The sequence below is a fragment of the Kitasatospora sp. NPDC004669 genome, assembly GCF_040609455.1.
Classification (GTDB): domain Bacteria; phylum Actinomycetota; class Actinomycetes; order Streptomycetales; family Streptomycetaceae; genus Kitasatospora.
Window position 1 is genome coordinate 228,639 of record NZ_JBEXKB010000001.1, and the last position, 17,644, is coordinate 246,282.

Sequence of the window (17,644 nt, forward strand, 5' to 3'; positions counted from 1 at the left end):
AGGGGGCGCGAGCGGCGAAACACGGCGAAACGGCGGTGGCGGCCCTCCGAGGAGGACCGCCACCGCCGCTTCAGCGTCTCACCGACCGGCCGCGTCCTACGGCGTGGCCGTACTGCTCGGAGACGTCTTGCCGCCGCCACCCGGCTTGCCCCCGCCGGTCGGCGGGGTGCTGTCGGTCGGCGTCGGCGTCGTGCAGCCGAACAGGGTGCAGGTGTCCGTCGGCTTCGGCTTCGGGGTGTGGGTCGGCGGCGGGGTCGGCGGGCAGTCCACGCCCGGCACACAGCCCCCGCCCTGGGTGGGCTGCGGCTGCGTCGGCTGCGGCTGCGTCGGCTGCGGCTGGGTCGGCTGCGGGGCCGACGGGGCCTCGGTCGGGGTCTGGGTCGGGGCCTGGGTCGGCGTGGCGGTCGCCGTGGACGGCGCGCCGGAGGAGTCCACCTCGGTGCCGACCGGCTGCGGGCTCGGGAAGTCCATCTTCTTCTCGTTGGCCAGCGCGACCTTCATGTACCGGGTGAAGATGTCGGTCGGGATGTCACCACCGTGGATGGACTCCTTGCCGCCGGTGCCGTTGAGCGAGAGCCGGTCGTGCTTGCTCGGGTCCTCGCGCCACATCGCGACGCTGGTCACCAGCTGCGGCGTGTAGCCGACCCACCAGGCCGACTTGTTCTGGTCGGTGGTACCGGTCTTGCCGGCCACCGGGCGGCCCAGCGAGTTGGTCTTGGTACCGGTACCGTTCTTGGCCACGTTCACCAGCACGTCGGTGACGTTGTCGGCGACGGCCGGCTCCAGCGCGGCCTTGGTGTCCTTCTTGCCGAAGCCCGGGCGCTCCTTGCCGTCCACCTCGACCTTGGTGGCCGAGTAGGGCTCGGCCTCCTTGCCGCTGGCCGCGAGAGTGCCGTAGCCAGTGGCCATCCGGATCGGGCTGATGGTGGAGGTGCCGAGCGCGAAGGTCGGGGTCTTCGGGTCGGCCAGGCTGTCCTTCTTGATGCCCATCTGCACCGCGATGTCGGCCACGTTCTGGCCGCCGACGTCCTGGTTCAGCTGGACGAAGGGCACGTTGTACGAGTACTGCATGGCCTGGCGCAGCGAGACGTAGCCGCGCTTGCCGGCGTCCTCGTTCTTCTGCCGGTAGGGCTTGCCGTCGTCGCCGATCACCAGCGAGCCGTCCGGCTTGCGGATCTCGGACAGGTCGTCGGAGAGGTAGCGGCTGTCCGCGTTGATCCGCTTCGGCTTGCCGTCGTCGCCCTTCGCCGTCTGTACGCCGACCTGCATCGCGGTGGCCAGCACGAAGGGCTTGAAGGTCGAACCGACCTGGACACCGGTGGCGTTGGCGTTGTTGTCGAAGTGGCCGTTCTCCACGCCGTCACCGCCGTAGAGGGCGACGATCGCACCGTCGCCGGGGCGGATGCTGGCCGAGCCGAACTGGATGAAGGTGTCGTTGTCGGGACGCTTCTGCGGGTTGAGGTTCTCCGCCTTGACGTCGTCGACCGCCTTCTTCAGGGCGTCGACCTTGTCCTTCTCGAAGGTGGTGTAGATCTTCAGGCCGCCCTTGTCGATCACCTGCTGGGTGATCGACTTGTCGGTGGCCATCACGTACTGGTTGACGGTGTCGACCAGGTAGCTGATCTCACCGTTCATGTTGGAGCTGGACTTCTGCGGGATCGGCTCGGGGAACGTGGTGCACTTGGCCCGCTCCTCCGGGGTGGTGTTGTGGGTGATCACCATCCGGTCCAGGATCCACTTCCAGCGCTCCACGGCGCGGTCGTGGTTGGCCGGCTTGGAGGGGTCGTAGTAGTTCGCGCCCTTCAGCAGTCCGGCCAGCATGGCGCTCTGGCAGAGGTTCAGGTCCTTGGCGTTGACGCCGTAGTACGCCTGGGCGGCGGCCTGCGCGCCGTTGGCGTTGCGGCCGAACCAGCTGGTGTTCAGGTAGCCCTTGAGGATGTCGTCCTTCCCCATCTGCTGGTTGATCTTCAGCGTGATGAAGAACTCCTTCAGCTTGCGGCTGAGGGTCTGCTCCTGGCTCAGGTAGGCGTTCTTGACGTACTGCTGGGTGATCGTCGAGGCGCCCTGGGTCTCCCCGCCCTTCGCCATGTTGTAGACGGCGCGCAGCATGCCCTTGGGGTCGATGCCGCTGTCGGTGCGGAAGGTCTCGTTCTCCGCCGAGATGACGGCGTTCTGCAGGTTGGGGCTGATGTCCTGGATCTCGACGATCTGGCGGTTGGTGTCACCCTTGCGGGTCATCTCACTGCCGTCGGCCCAGTAGTAGATGGTGTTCTGCTCCCTCACCAGGTCCTTGAGGTTCGGGACCGTCGTGGTCTGGTAGAGGTAGAACACGACGCCCACGCCGGTGGCGAAGAACAGCAGGAAGGCGCTCAGCCACTGCTTCCAGGACGGCAGCCAGCGCCGGACGCCGGTCTTGCCCCACCGGGGGTAGTCGATGAAGCGCTTCTTGCCGGGGCCGGCGGCCGCGGCGGCGGAAGCGGCGGCAGCACCTCGTCGGCCGCCCCCCTTCCCCTTCTTCTGGGCGGCCTTGCGCATCTCGGCACGGCCCATCCGGGGTTGCTGGGCGGTCTCCCGGACGCCGGACGGGCGTCGACGGCCGAGCCCTTCCGAGCCCAGCTCATCGGGACCGGGTCCACCCCGACGGCCACCGCCTCCCGGGGGCTGCTGCCCGTCACCGCCCGGGTCGGGCGTCCTTCGCCGTCGCTCGCTCATGTTCCAGCCACTCCTCGCCAGGCTTTCCAGCCTGAAGGCAGGGTTCACGTCCGATGCCCGGACCGCCCTAACCCCGGAGGTTGGTCCTCGTGCACACGCGACAGCGTACGCAGCACGAAATGACTATTAATCGGGCATCAGCCGTCAATTACCGCAAAACGGCGACAGATCATTACACGCCCGTTGCCAAGCCCACCCGCGCGTCGGCTTGTGATCACATTCACGCGCGCCCCCCTTGCCCGTTCCAAGGGTCGGGTTTACTGTTCTCGATATATCGAGCCGATACATCGAAGCGGAATACCGCCGGATGCAGCGGCCGGGGCGAGGTCGAGAGGGAGGAGGACGACGGCAGTGGGCAGGCGCTCAGGAGTGCTGGAGTTCGCCGTTCTCGGCCTGCTCCATGACGCCCCGATGCACGGCTACGAGCTGCGGAAACGGCTCAACATCCTGCTCGGAGCGCTGCGGGCGCTCTCCTACGGAACGCTCTACCCGTGCCTGAAGAGCCTGGTCGCCCAGGGTTTCCTGGTCGAGGACAACCCGGACGTCGAGTACGTCCCGGCCACCGCGCTCAACGGCAAGCGGTCGAAGATCGTCTACCGGCTCTCCCCCGAGGGCAAGCAGCGCTTCGAGGAGCTGCTCGCCGACTCAGGCCCCGACGCGTGGGAGGACGAGCGCTTCGGCGTCCACTTCGCGTTCTTCGGCCAGACCGATCGGGCCGTGCGGATGCGCGTCCTGGAAGGTCGACGCAGTCGGCTGGAGGAGCGCCTGGAGCGGATGCGCAACTCGCTGGCCCGCGCCCGCGAACGGTTCGACGACTACACCGTCGAACTCCAGCGGCACGGACTGGAGTCGGTGGAACGCGAGGTCCGGTGGCTCAACGAGCTGATCGAGACCGAACGGGCCAACCGCACCGGCCGGACCGGGCCCGCCACCGCCGGCGGCACCGCCGCCGGCCCCCACCAGACTTCGGACGGCCGTGGCCAGGAGACCGGGTCCCCGGACCCGTCCGGGCCACCGTACGACCGCCCGGGGCGCTCCGCCCAGGAGCGCTGACACCGCGTCAGCCCTGTGCCACGCGGCAGGAGAGGGCGCCACGCGCCCGTACAAGCAGTCATCGAAGAAGCAGGACGAGTGCCGCCGATTCCGGCGGTCCTCATGAGATCACAGGGAGCAACCGGAAATGGGTTCGGTTCGCGTAGCCATCGTCGGCGTGGGCAACTGCGCCGCCTCGCTGGTGCAGGGTGTCGAGTACTACAAGGACGCCGACCCGGCCGGCAAGGTCCCCGGGCTGATGCACGTCCAGTTCGGTGACTACCACGTCCGTGACGTGGAGTTCGTCGCCGCCTTCGACGTCGACGCCAAGAAGGTCGGCTTCGACCTGGCCGACGCCATCGGCAACAGCGAGAACAACACCATCAAGATCTGCGACGTCCCGCCGACCGGCGTGACCGTCCAGCGCGGCCACACCCTCGACGGCCTGGGCAAGTACTACCTGGAGACCATCGAGGAGTCGGACGAGGCCCCGGTCGACGTCGTCCAGGTCCTCAAGGACAAGCAGGTCGACGTCCTGGTCTGCTACCTGCCCGTCGGCTCCGAGGCCGCGGCCAAGTTCTACGCCCAGTGCGCCATCGACGCCAAGGTCGCCTTCGTGAACGCCCTGCCGGTGTTCATCGCGGGCACCAAGGAGTGGGCGGACAAGTTCACCGAGGCCGGCGTGCCGATCGTCGGTGACGACATCAAGTCCCAGGTCGGCGCCACCATCACGCACCGCGTGATGGCCAAGCTGTTCGAGGACCGCGGTGTCATCCTCGAGCGCACCATGCAGCTGAACGTCGGCGGCAACATGGACTTCAAGAACATGCTCGAGCGCGAGCGCCTGGAGTCCAAGAAGATCTCCAAGACCCAGGCCGTCACCTCGCAGATCCGCGACCGCGAGCTGGGCGCCAAGAACGTCCACATCGGTCCCTCGGACTACGTGGCCTGGCTGGACGACCGCAAGTGGGCCTACGTCCGCCTGGAGGGTCGCGCGTTCGGCGACGTTCCGCTGAACCTGGAGTACAAGCTCGAGGTCTGGGACTCCCCGAACTCCGCCGGTGTCATCATCGACGCCGTCCGCGCCGCGAAGATCGCCAAGGACCGCGGCATCGGCGGCCCGATCCTGTCGGCCTCCTCGTACTTCATGAAGTCCCCGCCGGTCCAGTACTTCGACGACGAGGCCAAGGAGAACGTCGAGAAGTTCATCCGTGGCGAGGTCGAGCGCTGAGCGCAGCGAGGTTCGCGACTGTCCAGCACCGAGCGCTGAGCTGACGGCTTGTCGTCGCTCATAGCTCTTCCGAAGGGCTCACGATCATCAGATCGTGAGCCCTTCACGTTTCCACGGCAAATGTTTCACGTGAAACGTCGACCGGTTCCGTGGCACCCTGGGCGGGTGGCGATCACCGAGAACGGCAGCACCCACCAGTCCGCGCACCGCGCCACGCTCCTCGGTCTGCTCGGGGGCCGGGACTTCCGCCGGCTGCTGACCGCCCGGGTGCTCTCCCAGGTCTCGGACGGCGTCTTCCAGGTCTCGCTCGCCGCCTACGTGGTCTTCTCCCCCGAGAAGCAGTCCTCCCCCGCCGACATCGCCTCGGTGCTGGCCGTGATGCTGCTGCCGTTCTCCGTGATCGGCCCGTTCGCCGGGGTGCTGCTGGACCGCTGGCGCCGCCGCCAGGTGCTCTACTTCGGCAACCTGGCCCGCTTCGGGCTGGGCCTGGGCACCGGCGCGCTGCTGCTGGTCGAGGCACCGATCTGGCTGTTCTTCGCCTCCGCGCTGCTGGTCACCGCGCTCAACCGGTTCATCCTGGCCGGCCTGTCCGCCGCCCTGCCCCGAGTGGTGGAGCAGGAGCAGCTGGTCACCGCCAACGCCCTCTCCCCCACCCTCGGAACGGTCGCCGCCGCCTCGGGCGGGGGCATCGGCTTCCTGCTGCACCAGGTGATGACCCCCGGGCCGCGGGCGGACGCCGCGCTGGTCACGGTCGCCTCGCTGCTGTACCTGTCGGCCGCACTGGCCGCCCGCCGGATGGACCGCGACCTGCTGGGCCCGGTGAAGCACGGCGACCACCCGGCGCTCGGCCAGGTGCTGCTGCGGGCCGCCGTCGAACTCGGTGCCGCCGTCCGCCACCTGCGGCGGGACTGCCGACCGGCCGTGCAGGCGCTGGCCGCCGTCACCGCGGCCCGGTTCTGCTACGGCGTGCTGATCGTGGTCGTGGTGATGCTCGCCCGGTACACCTTCAACGACCCGGCCGACAGCGCGGCCGGGCTGGCCACCCTCGGCCAGGCCGTCGGACTGTCCGCCGCCGGGTTCTTCGTGGCCGCCGTGGTCAGCCCCTGGTGCACCCGGCGACTGGGCCTGGCCGGCTGGATGACGGCCTGCCTGGTCGCCCCGGTCCTCTTCGTCCCCGCGCTGGGCCTGTTCTTCGCCCCGGTGCCCTGCCTGGTCGCCGCGCTGCTGCTCGGGGTGGTCACCCAGGGCACCAAGATCTGCGCCGACACGGTCGTTCAGGAATCGGTCGAGGACGAGTACCGCGGCCGAGTCTTCGCCATCTACGACGTGCTGTTCAACGTCGCCTTCGTGGCCGCCGCCCTGGTCACCGCGCTGGTGCTGCCGCTGTCCGGCCGTTCGGTGCCGGTGGTCATCGGGGTGGCGGCGGTGTACGCGCTCACCGCGGCGCTCTACCTGCGGGCCGCCCGGCGGACCGGTCCGCTGCCCGGCGGCCGGCAGGCCTGAACGCCGCGCCGCCGGAACACCGCGCGGTCCGAACAGCGCGGTGTCCGAACCATCGGTGTCTGAAACCGTGCTGTCCCGGAATGGAAACCGCCTGGTCCCGAAATCCCTTGCGACCTCCGGACGGATTGCGTCCGACCCAGTCGCTAAGGTACGTAAGCCTGTCGGAACGACAGCACTTGGTCTCGGGGGACGATCTGATGAGTACACCGCCCAGCCCGTACGGCCCGCCACCACCGGCCCCGGCGGCGCCTGCCGGCTTCGGGCCGCCCCCGCCGGCGTACGGTCAGCCGGCGTACGGGCAGCAGTCCTACGTCCAGGCCCCGCACGTCCAGGCCCCCTACGGGCAGGCTCCGTACGGGCAGCCGCAACCGTACCCGCCGCAGCCCTACGCGCAGCAGCCGCCCGCCGGGGCGTACGGCTACCCGCAGCCCGGCCCGACGCCCGCGGCACCACCCGCCAAGCGTAGTGTCCGGTCCAAGCTGCGGATCGTCGGCGCGGCCGGCGGCTGCGTCGCACTGGCCGTCACCTACTTCGTGGCCGGCCCGAGCGTCAGCAGCGCCAAGGTCGGCGACTGTGTCCAGGTGAGCGGCTACAGCGACATCAAGATCGTCAAGTGCACTGACTCGAAGGCGAATTACAAGGTGCTGGCGAAGTTCACCGGCACCACCGACGTGAACCGCTGCCAGCAGACGCCGCAGACCGCGCGCACCGTCTACGGCAAGAGCGGCCGCCGCTGGAACACCAACCGGTACGTGCTCTGCCTCGGTTCGCTGGCCCCCACCGCCCCCAGCACCACCGGCTACCCGCCGGTGAAGAAGTCCTGACCTCGTCGACCATCATCCTTCTCCGGGGGGACCACTTGTCCGTTCCGCCTCCGCCCCAGATGCCGTACGGCCCCCCGCCGGGCGACGGCAACCCCTACGGCGGCGCCCAGCCGTACGGCGCGCCGCCCCCGCCGCCCCCGGGCCCGCCCGGCTACGGCTACCCGAGCGCCCCGCCGCCGGAGCCGCCGTACGGCGCCCAGCCGCCCGGCTACGGCTACGGGTACCCGCCGCCGGCCCCGATGGACGGTCAGACCTGCCGCTTCTGCGGTGGCTACCCGGCGGTGGACGTCAAGGTCCGCGGCCACCAGGGCCTGGTGCTCTGGTACCGGATGCTGACCATGCGCGGCCCGTTCTGCCGCACCTGCGGCACGGCCACCGTGCGCGACATGTCCGCCAAGACCCTGGTCCAGGGCTGGTGGGGCTGGGCGTCGCTGTTCCTGACCCCGATCACCCTGCTGATGAACCTGGCCGCCAACGGCCGGATCAAGCAGCTGCCGCCGCCGATGCCGGGCACCCACGGCCCGCAGCTCGACCCGGGCGTCCCGCTGGGCCGGCGACCGCACACAGCCATGCTGCTGCTGCCGGTCTCGCTGGTGGTCACCGTGATCCTGGCGGCCATCGGCGTGCTCAGCCCGAAGGACCACGACAACAACGCGGACCCGGGACCGACCCCGACGCCGGTGACCACCTTCTCGCCGACGCCGCTGCCGATGCCCACCTACACCCCGCCGACCTTCCCCTCGCCGACCTTCACCCTGCCGCCGCTGCCGAGCATCACCCTGCCGCCGATCACCACCCCGACCCCGGTCGAGACGAACGGCCCGGACTACGCCAAGGTCGGCGACTGCCTGCGCAACGAGAACGGCACCAGCGAGACCACCGACACCAACCCGAAGGTCACCGTGCTGCCCTGCACCGACTCCAAGGCGCAGTACAAGGTGATCTACAAGTACCTCGCCACCTCCGACAAGAAGGTCTGCGAGAAGCAGCCGAAGGCGGACGGCTGGTACACCAGCAAGCACCCCGACCTCCCGGCCCTGGACTACGTGCTCTGCCTCAAGCAGCTCCAGTAACCGGACGCACGCGCGAGGGGCGGTCCCGGCCGAGTGCCGGAACCGCCCCCTTCGTCGTCGCGGCCGGGGCCCGTCCTCGGACTCCCGGCGCCGCCCCGCGGACGGGAGCCCGAGGACAGGCCCTCAGCCTCAGCCCTGCTGCTCGGCCCACCAGGCCCGCAGCGCCGCGACCGCCGCGTCGTGCTCCATCGGGCCGTGCTCCAGTCGCAGTTCGAGCATGTGCTTGTACGCCTTGCCGACCTGCGGGCCGGGCCTGAGGCCGAGCAGCTCCATGATCTGGTTGCCGTCCAGCGCCGGGCGGACGGCGTCCAGCTCCTCCTGCGCCTTCAGCTCGGTGATCCGCTTCTCCAGGCCGTCGTAGGTGCGCGACAGCGCGGCGGCCTTCTTGCGGTTGCGGGTGGTGCAGTCCGAGCGGGTCAGAATGTGCAGGCGCTCCAGCAGCGGCCCGGCGTCGGTCACGTAGCGACGCACCGCGGAGTCGGTCCACTCGCCGCCGCCGTAACCGTGGAAGCGCAGGTGCAGCTCCACGAGGCGGGAGACGTCCTCGGTGAGCTCCTTGGAGTACTTGAGCTCGCGCATCCGCTTGCGGGTCATCTTGGCACCGACCACCTCGTGGTGGTGGAAGGAGACCCGGCCGTCCGCCTCGAAGCGGCGGGTGCGCGGCTTGCCGATGTCGTGCAGCAGCGCGGCCAGCCGCAGGGTGAGGTCCGGGCCGTCCTGCTCCAGGTCGATGGCCTGCTCCAGGACGGTCAGCGAGTGCTCGTAGACGTCCTTGTGCCGGTGGTGCTCGTCGCGCTCCAGCTGCAGCGCGGGCAGCTCGGGCAGCACGTACCCGGCCAGGCCGGTGTCGACCAGCAGCCGCAGGCCCTTCACCGGGTGCTTGGCCAGCAACAGCTTGTTCAGCTCGGCCTGCACCCGCTCGGCCGAGACGATGGTGATCCGCTCGGCCATCGCCGTCATCGCGGCGACCACCTCGGGCGCCAGGTCGAAGTCCAGCTGGGCGGCGAAGCGGGCGGCCCGCATCATCCGCAGCGGGTCGTCGGAGAAGGACTCCTCGGGGGTGGCGGGGGTGCGCAGCACCCGGGCCTCCAGGTCCTCCAGGCCGTGGTGCGGGTCGACGAAGCCGCGGCCGGGCAGGTCGACGGCCATCGCGTTGACCGTGAAGTCCCGGCGGACCAGGTCCTGCTCGATGGTGTCGCCGTAGGTGACCTCGGGCTTGCGCGAGGTGCGGTCGTACGCCTCGGAGCGGTAGGTGGTGATCTCGATCAGGAAGGAACCCCCGGGGGTGTCCTTGCGGGCGCCGACCGTACCGAAGGCGATGCCGACGTCCCAGACCGCGTCCGCCCAGCCCTTGACCAGCTTGAGCACCTGCTGCGGGCGGGCGTCGGTGGTGAAGTCCAGGTCGTTGCCGAGCCGGCCGAGCAGCGCGTCCCGCACCGAGCCGCCGACCAACGCCAACCGGTGACCGGCCGCCTGGAACCGGCGGGCGATCTCGTCGGCGACCGGCGACACCCGCAGCAGCTCTTGCAACCCCATGGCCTGGGCCTCGCTCAGGCCTGGGACGACCTGGACGGCGGTGCTGGAACGATCGGTGCGCGCGGTGGGCTCATTGGCAGTGGACACGGCTCACAAGGGTACGTGCCCCGACAGGTCAACCGCCCGCGCGTTTTGAGCGTCTCACCCCACAGCCCCCAACACTGCACGCCAGGCCGGATCGTTACCATGCCGGTGGACGAGTCTCGGACACCGGAACCGGGGATGCGGTGTCGCGTGCCGCCTCAGCCGACGGAACCCTCCGTGGCAGCAGGGCGGCGAACAGCGTCAAGCGAAGAACGTCGAGCGGGGAACGTCGGGCGGCAGCGCCGGGCGGACAGCATCAGCAGCGAGCGATCGATCGAGAACGGCGAGGGCGAAACGAGTGAGTGAGCCGGCACGGCACTCGGGCCTGGGGGCGCACCGACAGCCTGGACGGGCCGCGGGCCCCGCCGAACGTCCCAGTGGACGTCCTGTGGCACGAGCCGCCGACGGACGGAGCCCGGGCCGCCGCGCCCGCCGCTTCGCCGCCGCCTGCGCGGCCGCCCTGACCCTGTTCACGGCCGCGCCCGCCATGGCGCTGCCGTCCGGCGGCAACATCCGCCCGGCCGCCGACGCCACGGCCACCGCGGAGTACCCGGTGGTGCTGACCATCGAGGCGGTCACCCCGCAGGTCGCCGCCCAGAACGGCACCGTGAGCATCAGCGGGCACGTCACCAACGGCGGCAAGTCGGCGATCAAGGGCGCCCACGCGGCGGTCCGCAAGCCGGTCTCCAGCAAGCCGCTGCAGCGGCGCAGCGAGCTGCAGTCGGTGGCCACCCGCAACGCACCCGGCGGCGCGGACGGCGTGGAGCTGGACAGCCCGCAGTACGCCCTGCCGGAGCTGAAGCCGGGCGAGAGCCAGCCGTACACCCTGAGCGTCGCGGTGAGCGACCTCGGGCTGTCCGACAGCGGCGTCTACGAGCTCGCGGTGGACGCCTGGGGCGCGACCGCCGAAAACCCGCACGACCGGGCCCTGGGCATCGCCCGCACCTTCCTGCCCTACAGCCAGGGCGGCACCGAGGCCCAGCCGACGAAGATCACCACGCTCTGGCCGCTGGTGCACGCTCCGGTGCTGGCCGCGCAGACCGTCTCCGACAACGACCAGACCGTCCCGGTGCTGCGCGACGACAGCCTGGCCGCCGAGTTCGCTCCGGGCGGTCGGCTGTACGAGCTGGTGGACACCGGCTCCAAGCTGACCGGGCTGACCTGGGTGGTCGACCCGGACCTGCTGGACACCGCGTTCGCGATGACCAACAAGCTGTACCGGGTGCAGAAGCCGGGTACGGATCCGGGCAAGCCGGCCAGGGACGACAACACCGTCCCGGGCACCGGCTCGGCCGCCGCCGCGGCCTGGCTGGAGAAGCTGCGCGCGGCGGTCGCCAAGCAGGGCAGCCAGGTGGTCGCACTGCCGTACGCCGACCCCGACCTCGCCTCGATCGCGCACAACGGCGCCGACCTGACCGGAATGGGCACCGCCCTGAACAAGGCGGCCACCGCCGGCCGGCTGACCGTCGAGGGCCGGCTGTCCGTGGACACCCGCTCCGACGTGGCCTGGCCGTACCAGGGCTACCTCGACCAGCAGATCGCCGGCGTCGCCCGGCAGGCGGGCAGCGGGCTGGTGCTGGTCAACGGCGCGAGCATGCCCGAGCCGGACGCGGTGAACTACACCCCGACCGCGGTGCGCCCGATCGGCAACGGTCAGAACGCCCTGGTCGCCGACGATACGGTCTCCTCGCTCTTCCAGAAGGACCTGACCAGTCCGAAGGACCAGACCGAGGCGACCCAGCGCTTCCTGGCCGAGACCTACACGATCACCCACGAGCAGCCGCAGAACCAGCGCGGCCTGCTGGTCATGCCGCCGCGCGAGCTGTCCGCCGCCACCGCCAAGGTGCTGGCCGGCGCGCTGCAGGCGGCGACCGACAAGTGGCTGACCCCGGTGAAGCTGGACGCGCTGGCCCAGTCCGCACCGGACCCGAAGTCCAACACCGCCCTCCCCTCGCCCGCCGACTACCCGACCCAGGCCCGGGCCACCGAGCTGTCGGCCGCCGACCTGAGCGGCACCGACAAGATCCAGCAGGACCTGGACGTCCTGATGCGGGTGCTCACCCTGCCGCAGCGGGTGCGCGGCCCGTTCAGCGCCGCCATGGTCCGCTCGCTCTCCACCGAGTGGCGGGCCCAGGGCCCGGCCGGCGACACCTACCGCGAGGGCGTCACGAAGTACCTGAAGGAGCTCACCGGCGCCGTCAAGGTGCCGCCGAAGACGGTGGTCACCCTGGCCGGGAACACCGGCCAGCTCCAGGTCAGCGTGAAGAACGACCTCTCCCAGACGGTCACCAACCTGAAGCTGAAGCTCACCTCGACCCAGCCGAACAGGCTGAACGTGAGCCAGCCGGAGGAGCTGGTCATCCCGGCCGCACAGAGCGTCACCCTGCGGTTCCAGGCCGAGGCGCACAACAACGGCCCGGTCACCATGACCGCCCAGCTCTGGACCACCGGCCCCAACCCGCAGAAGTACGGCGAACCGCAGACGTTCAGGGTCGAGGTCACCTCGGTGACCAACGGGGTGCTGTACGTCTTCGCCGGCGCCGGCGTCCTGCTGCTGCTGGCCGCCCTGCGCTTCGTCCGCCAGCGCAAGCGCCGCGGCGGACAGCCGCACGAGGACGGCGACCAGCCGGTCGGGGACGGCCCGGCGACGGACGGCACCGGGGGCGCCGCCGCGACCGAGCCGGAGGCTCCCGCGGAAGGCCCGGGGAACAGCCCGGAGAACGGCCTTGAGGACGGCCCGGCGGAGGAGTCCGGCGGTGACGGTCCCGTGCAGACACCGCGCGCCAGCAGCCCGGATGGCCGGGATCGGGCCGCCGGTGATGAGAAGGTTGGTCCTTGATACCGCCGACCCCCCGTAACGCCGGGTCGGCCTCCCCCACGACAGCGAAGAGGTGACATGACCGGGCGCAGCGAGGAGCGGCCGCCGGGCCGCGGTGAGAGCCGGCCGGGCGCCGAGTCGCCGTCCGGCGACTGGTACGTGGCCGACACCTACGCCCAGGACCCGTACGCGGCCGAGGCGTACGGGACCCCGCAGGACGACCAGGACCCGTACGGCCTGCGGGCCGGGCGGCCCGCGGCGCCGGAGCCGCCGGCCACCGCGTACGACGTGCCGCCGCAGCTGCCGCCGCAGGGCGGCGGCTACCCGACGCCGGTGCCGCCGGCCCAGTTCTCGTCACCGACCCCGTTCTCGCCCCCGGTGCCGCCGGTGCAGCCCGGCTGGGACACCCCGGTGCAGGCCGCCTGGCCGCAGCAGCCGGCTCAGGACGGCGGCCAGTGGGCCGGCGCCGAGCAGCCCCGGCCGCAGTGGGAGCCGGGCCCGGCGCACTCGGCCTGGGACACCGAGACCACCGAGTACGTCGGGGTGGACGCGCTGTTCGGCGGCCACCAGGCCGAGGCCGCGGCCCCGCCGCCGATGCCCCAGCCCGTCCCGGCCCAGCCGGCCGCGCCGATGCCGCCGGCCGCGCCCTACCCGCCGGTGGGCGGCTACCCGGGGCAGCCGCAGCACGGCGGCCCGGACGGGCAGCGCCCCTTCGTGCCGCCGATCGAGTTCGACCCGCCGCTCTCCGAGGAGGAGGCCACCATGCAGGTGGCCGCCGTCGCGGTGCCCCCGGCGGTCGAGCCGCTGGCGGACCTCGCCGAGGAGCGCGCCGCGCAGCCGCAGGAGCAGGCACAGCCCGCCGAGCAGGCCCCGGCCTCCGGCGGTGGCGGCGGCAAGGTCGCCAGCCTGCTGAACTCCAGCGCGATCATGGCGGCCGGCACCCTGGTCTCCCGTGGCACCGGGTTCCTCCGGACGATGGTGATCGCCGGTGCGATCGGCATCGCGGTCATGGGTGACTCGTACAACGCGGCGAACACCCTGCCGACCCTGCTGTACATCCTGATCGGCGGCGGCGCACTGAACGCGGTCTTCGTGCCGCAGCTGGTGCGCAGCATGAAGAACGACGAGGACGGCGGCACCGCCTACGCCAGCCGACTGCTCACCCTGGTGATGGTCGGGCTCGGCGGCGTGGTGTTCCTGGCGGTGCTCGGAGCGCCCCTGCTGGTGCAGCTGATCGCGCACCCGATGATGTCGAACCCGGCCCGCGCCGACACCACGGTGGCGCTGGCCCGGTACTGCCTGCCGACCATCTTCTTCATGGGCGTCCATGTGGTGATGGGCCAGATCCTGAACGCCCGCGGCCGGTTCGGCGCGATGATGTGGACCCCGGTCCTCAACAACATCGTGGTGATCTTCACCTTCGGCGCGTACATCTGGGTCTACGGCGGCTACAACGGCACCCAGGTCACCCCGGAGAACATCTCCCCGGAGGGCGTCCGGCTGCTCGGCCTGGGCACCCTGCTCGGCCTGGTGGTCCAGTCGCTGGCGATGATCCCCTACCTGCGGGCCGCGGACTTCCACTTCCGGCCGCGCTTCGACTGGCGGGGCCACGGCCTGGGCAAGGCCGCCCGGCTGGCCAAGTGGACCTTCTTCTTCGTCCTCGCCAACCAGGCCGGCTACCTGGTCATCACCCAGCTGGCCACCGCCGCCGGCAGTGCCGCCGAACAGGGCGGCCACGGCGGTGTCGGCCTGTCGGCCTTCTCCAACGCCCTGCTGATCTGGCAGCTCCCGCAGGCCGTCATCACCGTCTCGATCATGAGCGCGGTGCTCCCCCGGCTCTCCCGGGCGGCGGCCGACGAGGACGCCGGCGCCGTCCGCGACGACCTGTCGTACGGGCTGCGCACCACCGCGGTGGCGGTCGTCCCGGCGGCCTTCCTGTTCCTGGCCCTCGGCCCGGCGATCGGTCGCTCGATCTACGCGGTCGGCGGCGGGACCACGGCCCTGGACAACGCGACCAACGTCGGTCTGATGCTCTCGGCCTTCGCGCTCGGGCTGATCCCGTACTCGGCCCAGTACGTGATGCTGCGCGGCTTCTACGCCTACGAGGACACCCGGACGCCGTTCTCCAACACCGTCTGGGTGGCCGCCTGCCAGGCCGGCTTCTCGCTGGTCTGCTGGGTCGCGCTGCCCGCGCAGTGGACCGTGACCGGGATGGCCTTCGGCTACGGCCTCGCCTACGCCGTCGGAGTGACGGTGGCGGTGCCGAAGCTGAAGAAGAAGATCGGCGGGCTGGACACCAAGCGGATCGGCAAGACGTACAGCCGGCTGGCCGCCGCCTGCGTCCCGGCCGCGGTGGTCGGCCTCGGCGTCAGCCTGGCGGTCCAGCAGGTGCTCGGCGGCTGGGCGGGCAGCGTGCTGTCGTTGGTCCTGGCCGGTGGTATCCAACTGGTGGTGTTTGTGTTCATCGCGAAGCGCCTGCGGATCGAGGAGCTGAACGCCATGCTGGGCATGGTCCGCGGCCGACTGGGCCGCTGACCACCGCGTCAACCGGCCGGACGAGCGGGCGCCCTGACCGGGCGTCAACCGGGGCGACCGCCGCCTCCGCCCGTCCGGCCGAGTGCTGTGCCGCCACCCGAACCGGGGTTCTCCGGACCCACAAGGTGGCGGCCCGGTGTTGGATCTGCACCACATCTCTCCACCCGTAGGCAACCGAGCGGACCTTTCAGCGGTCGTACCCGGTGGAGAAGAGTGGGCACAATTGTCCTGGAGCACAGGGCGGCCAATCCGCAGGCTCCAGCGACTCTCTCAGGCCGGGGCGACACAAGGGGAGGCAGGACCACGGTGGCTGATGGCACCAAGGCGGTCGTCGACGCGTCAGCAGCTGACGCGGCGGCGGACGAGGCCGCGCTGGCCGCGGCGATCGACGAGCTCGGGGGCGGGAAGACCGCCCCGGCGAGCGCCGCCGACGCCTCCTCCACGGACGCCTCCGAGGACGACGGCGAGGCCGACGGTGGGGCCGACGGTGGGGACACTCCCGCAGATCCCGACCGGGAGGCCTCCGTCGGCGAGGAGACCTCCGAGATCACCGCCCCCCTCTCGGTCCGGGAGATCGCCGCCGAACTGGCCGCCGGCTCCCCCCGCAAGAAGCCCACCCCCACTCCTGAACCCGCCGCCGGGCGCCGCCCCACCGACCCGCAGCCCACGGTCGACCCGCGCGACACCGCCACCCTCCCACGCACCCTCCCCGCACCGATGCGGCACAGCGGCGACATGATCGGCCACCGGTACCGGCTGGAGGAGTGCATCTCCCAGACCGAGACCTTCAGCAGCTGGCGCGCCGTCGACGAGAAGCTGCGCCGCGCCGTCGGCGTCCACCTGATGGCCTCCGGCCACCAGCGCGCCCGCAAGGTGCTGGCCGCCGCCAAGTCCGCCGCCCTGCTCGGCGACCCGCGCTTCGTCCAGGTCCTGGACGCCGTCCAGGAGGGCGAGCTGGTCTACGTCGTGCGGGAGTGGCTGCCGCACGCCTCCGACCTCGCCAAACTGCTCGCGAACAGCCCGATGGAGCCGCACGAGGCGTACCAGATGGTCCGCCAGGTCGCCGACGCCGTCGCCGCCGCGCACCGCCGCGGCCAGGCCCACCTGCGGCTCACCCCGCGCTGCGTGCTGCGCACCGACAGCGGCCAGTACCGGATCAACGGCATCGCGGTGGACGCCGCCCTGCGCGGGCTGCCCGCCGAGGAGTCCGCCGACGACGCCCAGCGCACCGACACCCGGGCGATCGGCGTGCTGCTGTTCGCCGCGCTCACCCACCGCTGGCCGTACCCGGAGGACCGCTACGACCTCCAGGGGCTGCCGAAGGGCCTCCAGAACGCCGCGCCGGACCAGGTCCGCGCGGGCGTCCACAAGGGCCTGTCCGAGCTCGCCGCGCGGGCCCTGTTCGACCACCCGCCGCACCACGCCGAGCCGATCACCACCCCGGAGGAACTGGTCCGGGCGATCGCCCGGCTACCCAAGATCCGCCAGCCCGAACCGGAGCTGCCCGCCTTCCAGGCCCCGCCCCGGCACAACACCCACGCCCTGCCCACCGCGCCCAACCCGACCCGGGTGGCCGACACGACGGTCGCCCCGCTGCCGCCCTCCTCCCGGCCGACCTCCTCCCGGCGCACCAGGCGACGACTGCGCCGGGTGGTCAAGGCCACCGCCTGGACGGTCGCGCTGGGCGCGATCGGCGTCGCCTCCTGGCAGTTCGTCGGCAGCCTGCGCAATACCGGACCGACCATCGCCGCCACCCCGCAGCCCTCGGTCAGCACCGCCGCACCGACCACCCACCCGACGACGCACACGCCGGTGCCGATCGCCATCAAGGACGCGCAGTCGTACAACCCGCTGGGCGACGGGCCCCAGGGCAGGGAGAGCCTCGGCAAGGCCTTCGACGGCGACCCGAACACCGCCTGGACCACCGGGTGGTTCTTCGACCAGTTCGGCACCAAGCCGCCCGCCCTCCAGTCGGGCACCGGTCTGATGATCGATCTCGGCTCGCCGCAGCCGGTCTCCTCGGTGAACGTCCAGTTCCTCGGCGGCGAGCAGGCCGCGGAGCTGCGGGTGCCCACCGCGGCTGCCGCGACCAACCCGATGGGGGCCAAGCCGGAGAGCTTCACCGTCGTCGGCAAGAAGAGCGGCACCAGCGTGGAGTACACCGTCGACCCCCCGGTCACCACGCGTTACCTCTTGATCTGGCTGACCGCTCTGACGAAGGATGACGACGGCAAGTACCGCGGCCACGTCGCCGAGGTCAAGGTCTCCGGCTGACCGCACGACCGCGCACCGGAAC

The 17,644-nt window shown here is 71.4% G+C and carries 10 protein-coding genes; 8 read left to right on the forward strand and 2 right to left on the reverse strand.

The window, feature by feature from the left end; translation table 11 throughout:
* Positions 1–96: 96 nt before the first annotated feature.
* The gene (locus ABZW30_RS01085; RefSeq protein ID WP_355668904.1) at positions 97–2,550 is read right to left on the reverse strand and encodes a transglycosylase domain-containing protein; all 2,454 of its coding nucleotides are present in this window, start codon (positions 2,548–2,550) and stop codon (positions 97–99) included.
* A 513-nt stretch (positions 2,551–3,063) separates the two neighbouring features.
* Between ABZW30_RS01085 and ABZW30_RS01090 the strand changes: the two genes are divergently transcribed.
* The 5 genes from ABZW30_RS01090 to ABZW30_RS01110 all read left to right on the forward strand — a co-directional run bounded on the left by ABZW30_RS01090 (position 3,064) and on the right by ABZW30_RS01110 (position 8,375).
* Positions 3,064–3,765 carry a PadR family transcriptional regulator gene (locus ABZW30_RS01090; RefSeq protein WP_355668905.1) on the forward strand — a complete coding sequence of 234 codons (702 nt, stop codon included), beginning with the start codon at positions 3,064–3,066 and terminating at the stop codon, positions 3,763–3,765.
* A 127-nt stretch (positions 3,766–3,892) separates the two neighbouring features.
* Positions 3,893–4,975: an inositol-3-phosphate synthase gene (locus ABZW30_RS01095; RefSeq protein ID WP_263104417.1), complete on the forward strand. Its 1,083-nt coding sequence runs from the start codon at positions 3,893–3,895 to the stop codon at positions 4,973–4,975.
* A 225-nt stretch (positions 4,976–5,200) separates the two neighbouring features.
* Entirely contained in the window at positions 5,201–6,478 is a 1,278-nt protein-coding gene (locus tag ABZW30_RS01100) for an MFS transporter (RefSeq protein WP_355669037.1), read from the forward strand.
* Positions 6,479–6,675: 197 nt separating this feature from the next.
* Entirely contained in the window at positions 6,676–7,302 is a 627-nt protein-coding gene (locus tag ABZW30_RS01105) for a hypothetical protein (protein ID WP_355668906.1), read from the forward strand.
* Positions 7,303–7,337: 35 nt separating this feature from the next.
* Positions 7,338–8,375, forward strand: a complete 1,038-nt coding sequence (locus tag ABZW30_RS01110) for a hypothetical protein (RefSeq protein ID WP_355668907.1) — start codon at positions 7,338–7,340, stop codon at positions 8,373–8,375.
* Positions 8,376–8,504: 129 nt separating this feature from the next.
* Here ABZW30_RS01110 and ABZW30_RS01115 read toward each other — a convergent pair whose 3' ends face one another.
* Complete coding sequence (locus tag ABZW30_RS01115) at positions 8,505–9,911, reverse strand: CCA tRNA nucleotidyltransferase (protein ID WP_355669038.1); 1,407 nt, start codon at positions 9,909–9,911, stop codon at positions 8,505–8,507.
* Positions 9,912–10,383: 472 nt separating this feature from the next.
* Here ABZW30_RS01115 and ABZW30_RS01120 point away from each other — a divergent pair, with 472 nt between their 5' ends.
* The 3 genes from ABZW30_RS01120 to ABZW30_RS01130 all read left to right on the forward strand — a co-directional run bounded on the left by ABZW30_RS01120 (position 10,384) and on the right by ABZW30_RS01130 (position 17,622).
* Positions 10,384–12,834, forward strand: coding sequence for a DUF6049 family protein (locus tag ABZW30_RS01120; protein ID WP_355668908.1), 2,451 nt, complete (start codon positions 10,384–10,386; stop codon positions 12,832–12,834).
* 57 nt (positions 12,835–12,891) lie between these two features.
* Complete coding sequence (murJ, locus tag ABZW30_RS01125; protein ID WP_355668909.1) at positions 12,892–15,348, forward strand: murein biosynthesis integral membrane protein MurJ; 2,457 nt, start codon at positions 12,892–12,894, stop codon at positions 15,346–15,348.
* Between the two features lie 306 nt (positions 15,349–15,654).
* Entirely contained in the window at positions 15,655–17,622 is a 1,968-nt protein-coding gene (locus tag ABZW30_RS01130; RefSeq protein WP_355668910.1) for a protein kinase family protein, read from the forward strand.
* The last annotated feature ends 22 nt before the right edge of the window (positions 17,623–17,644 follow it).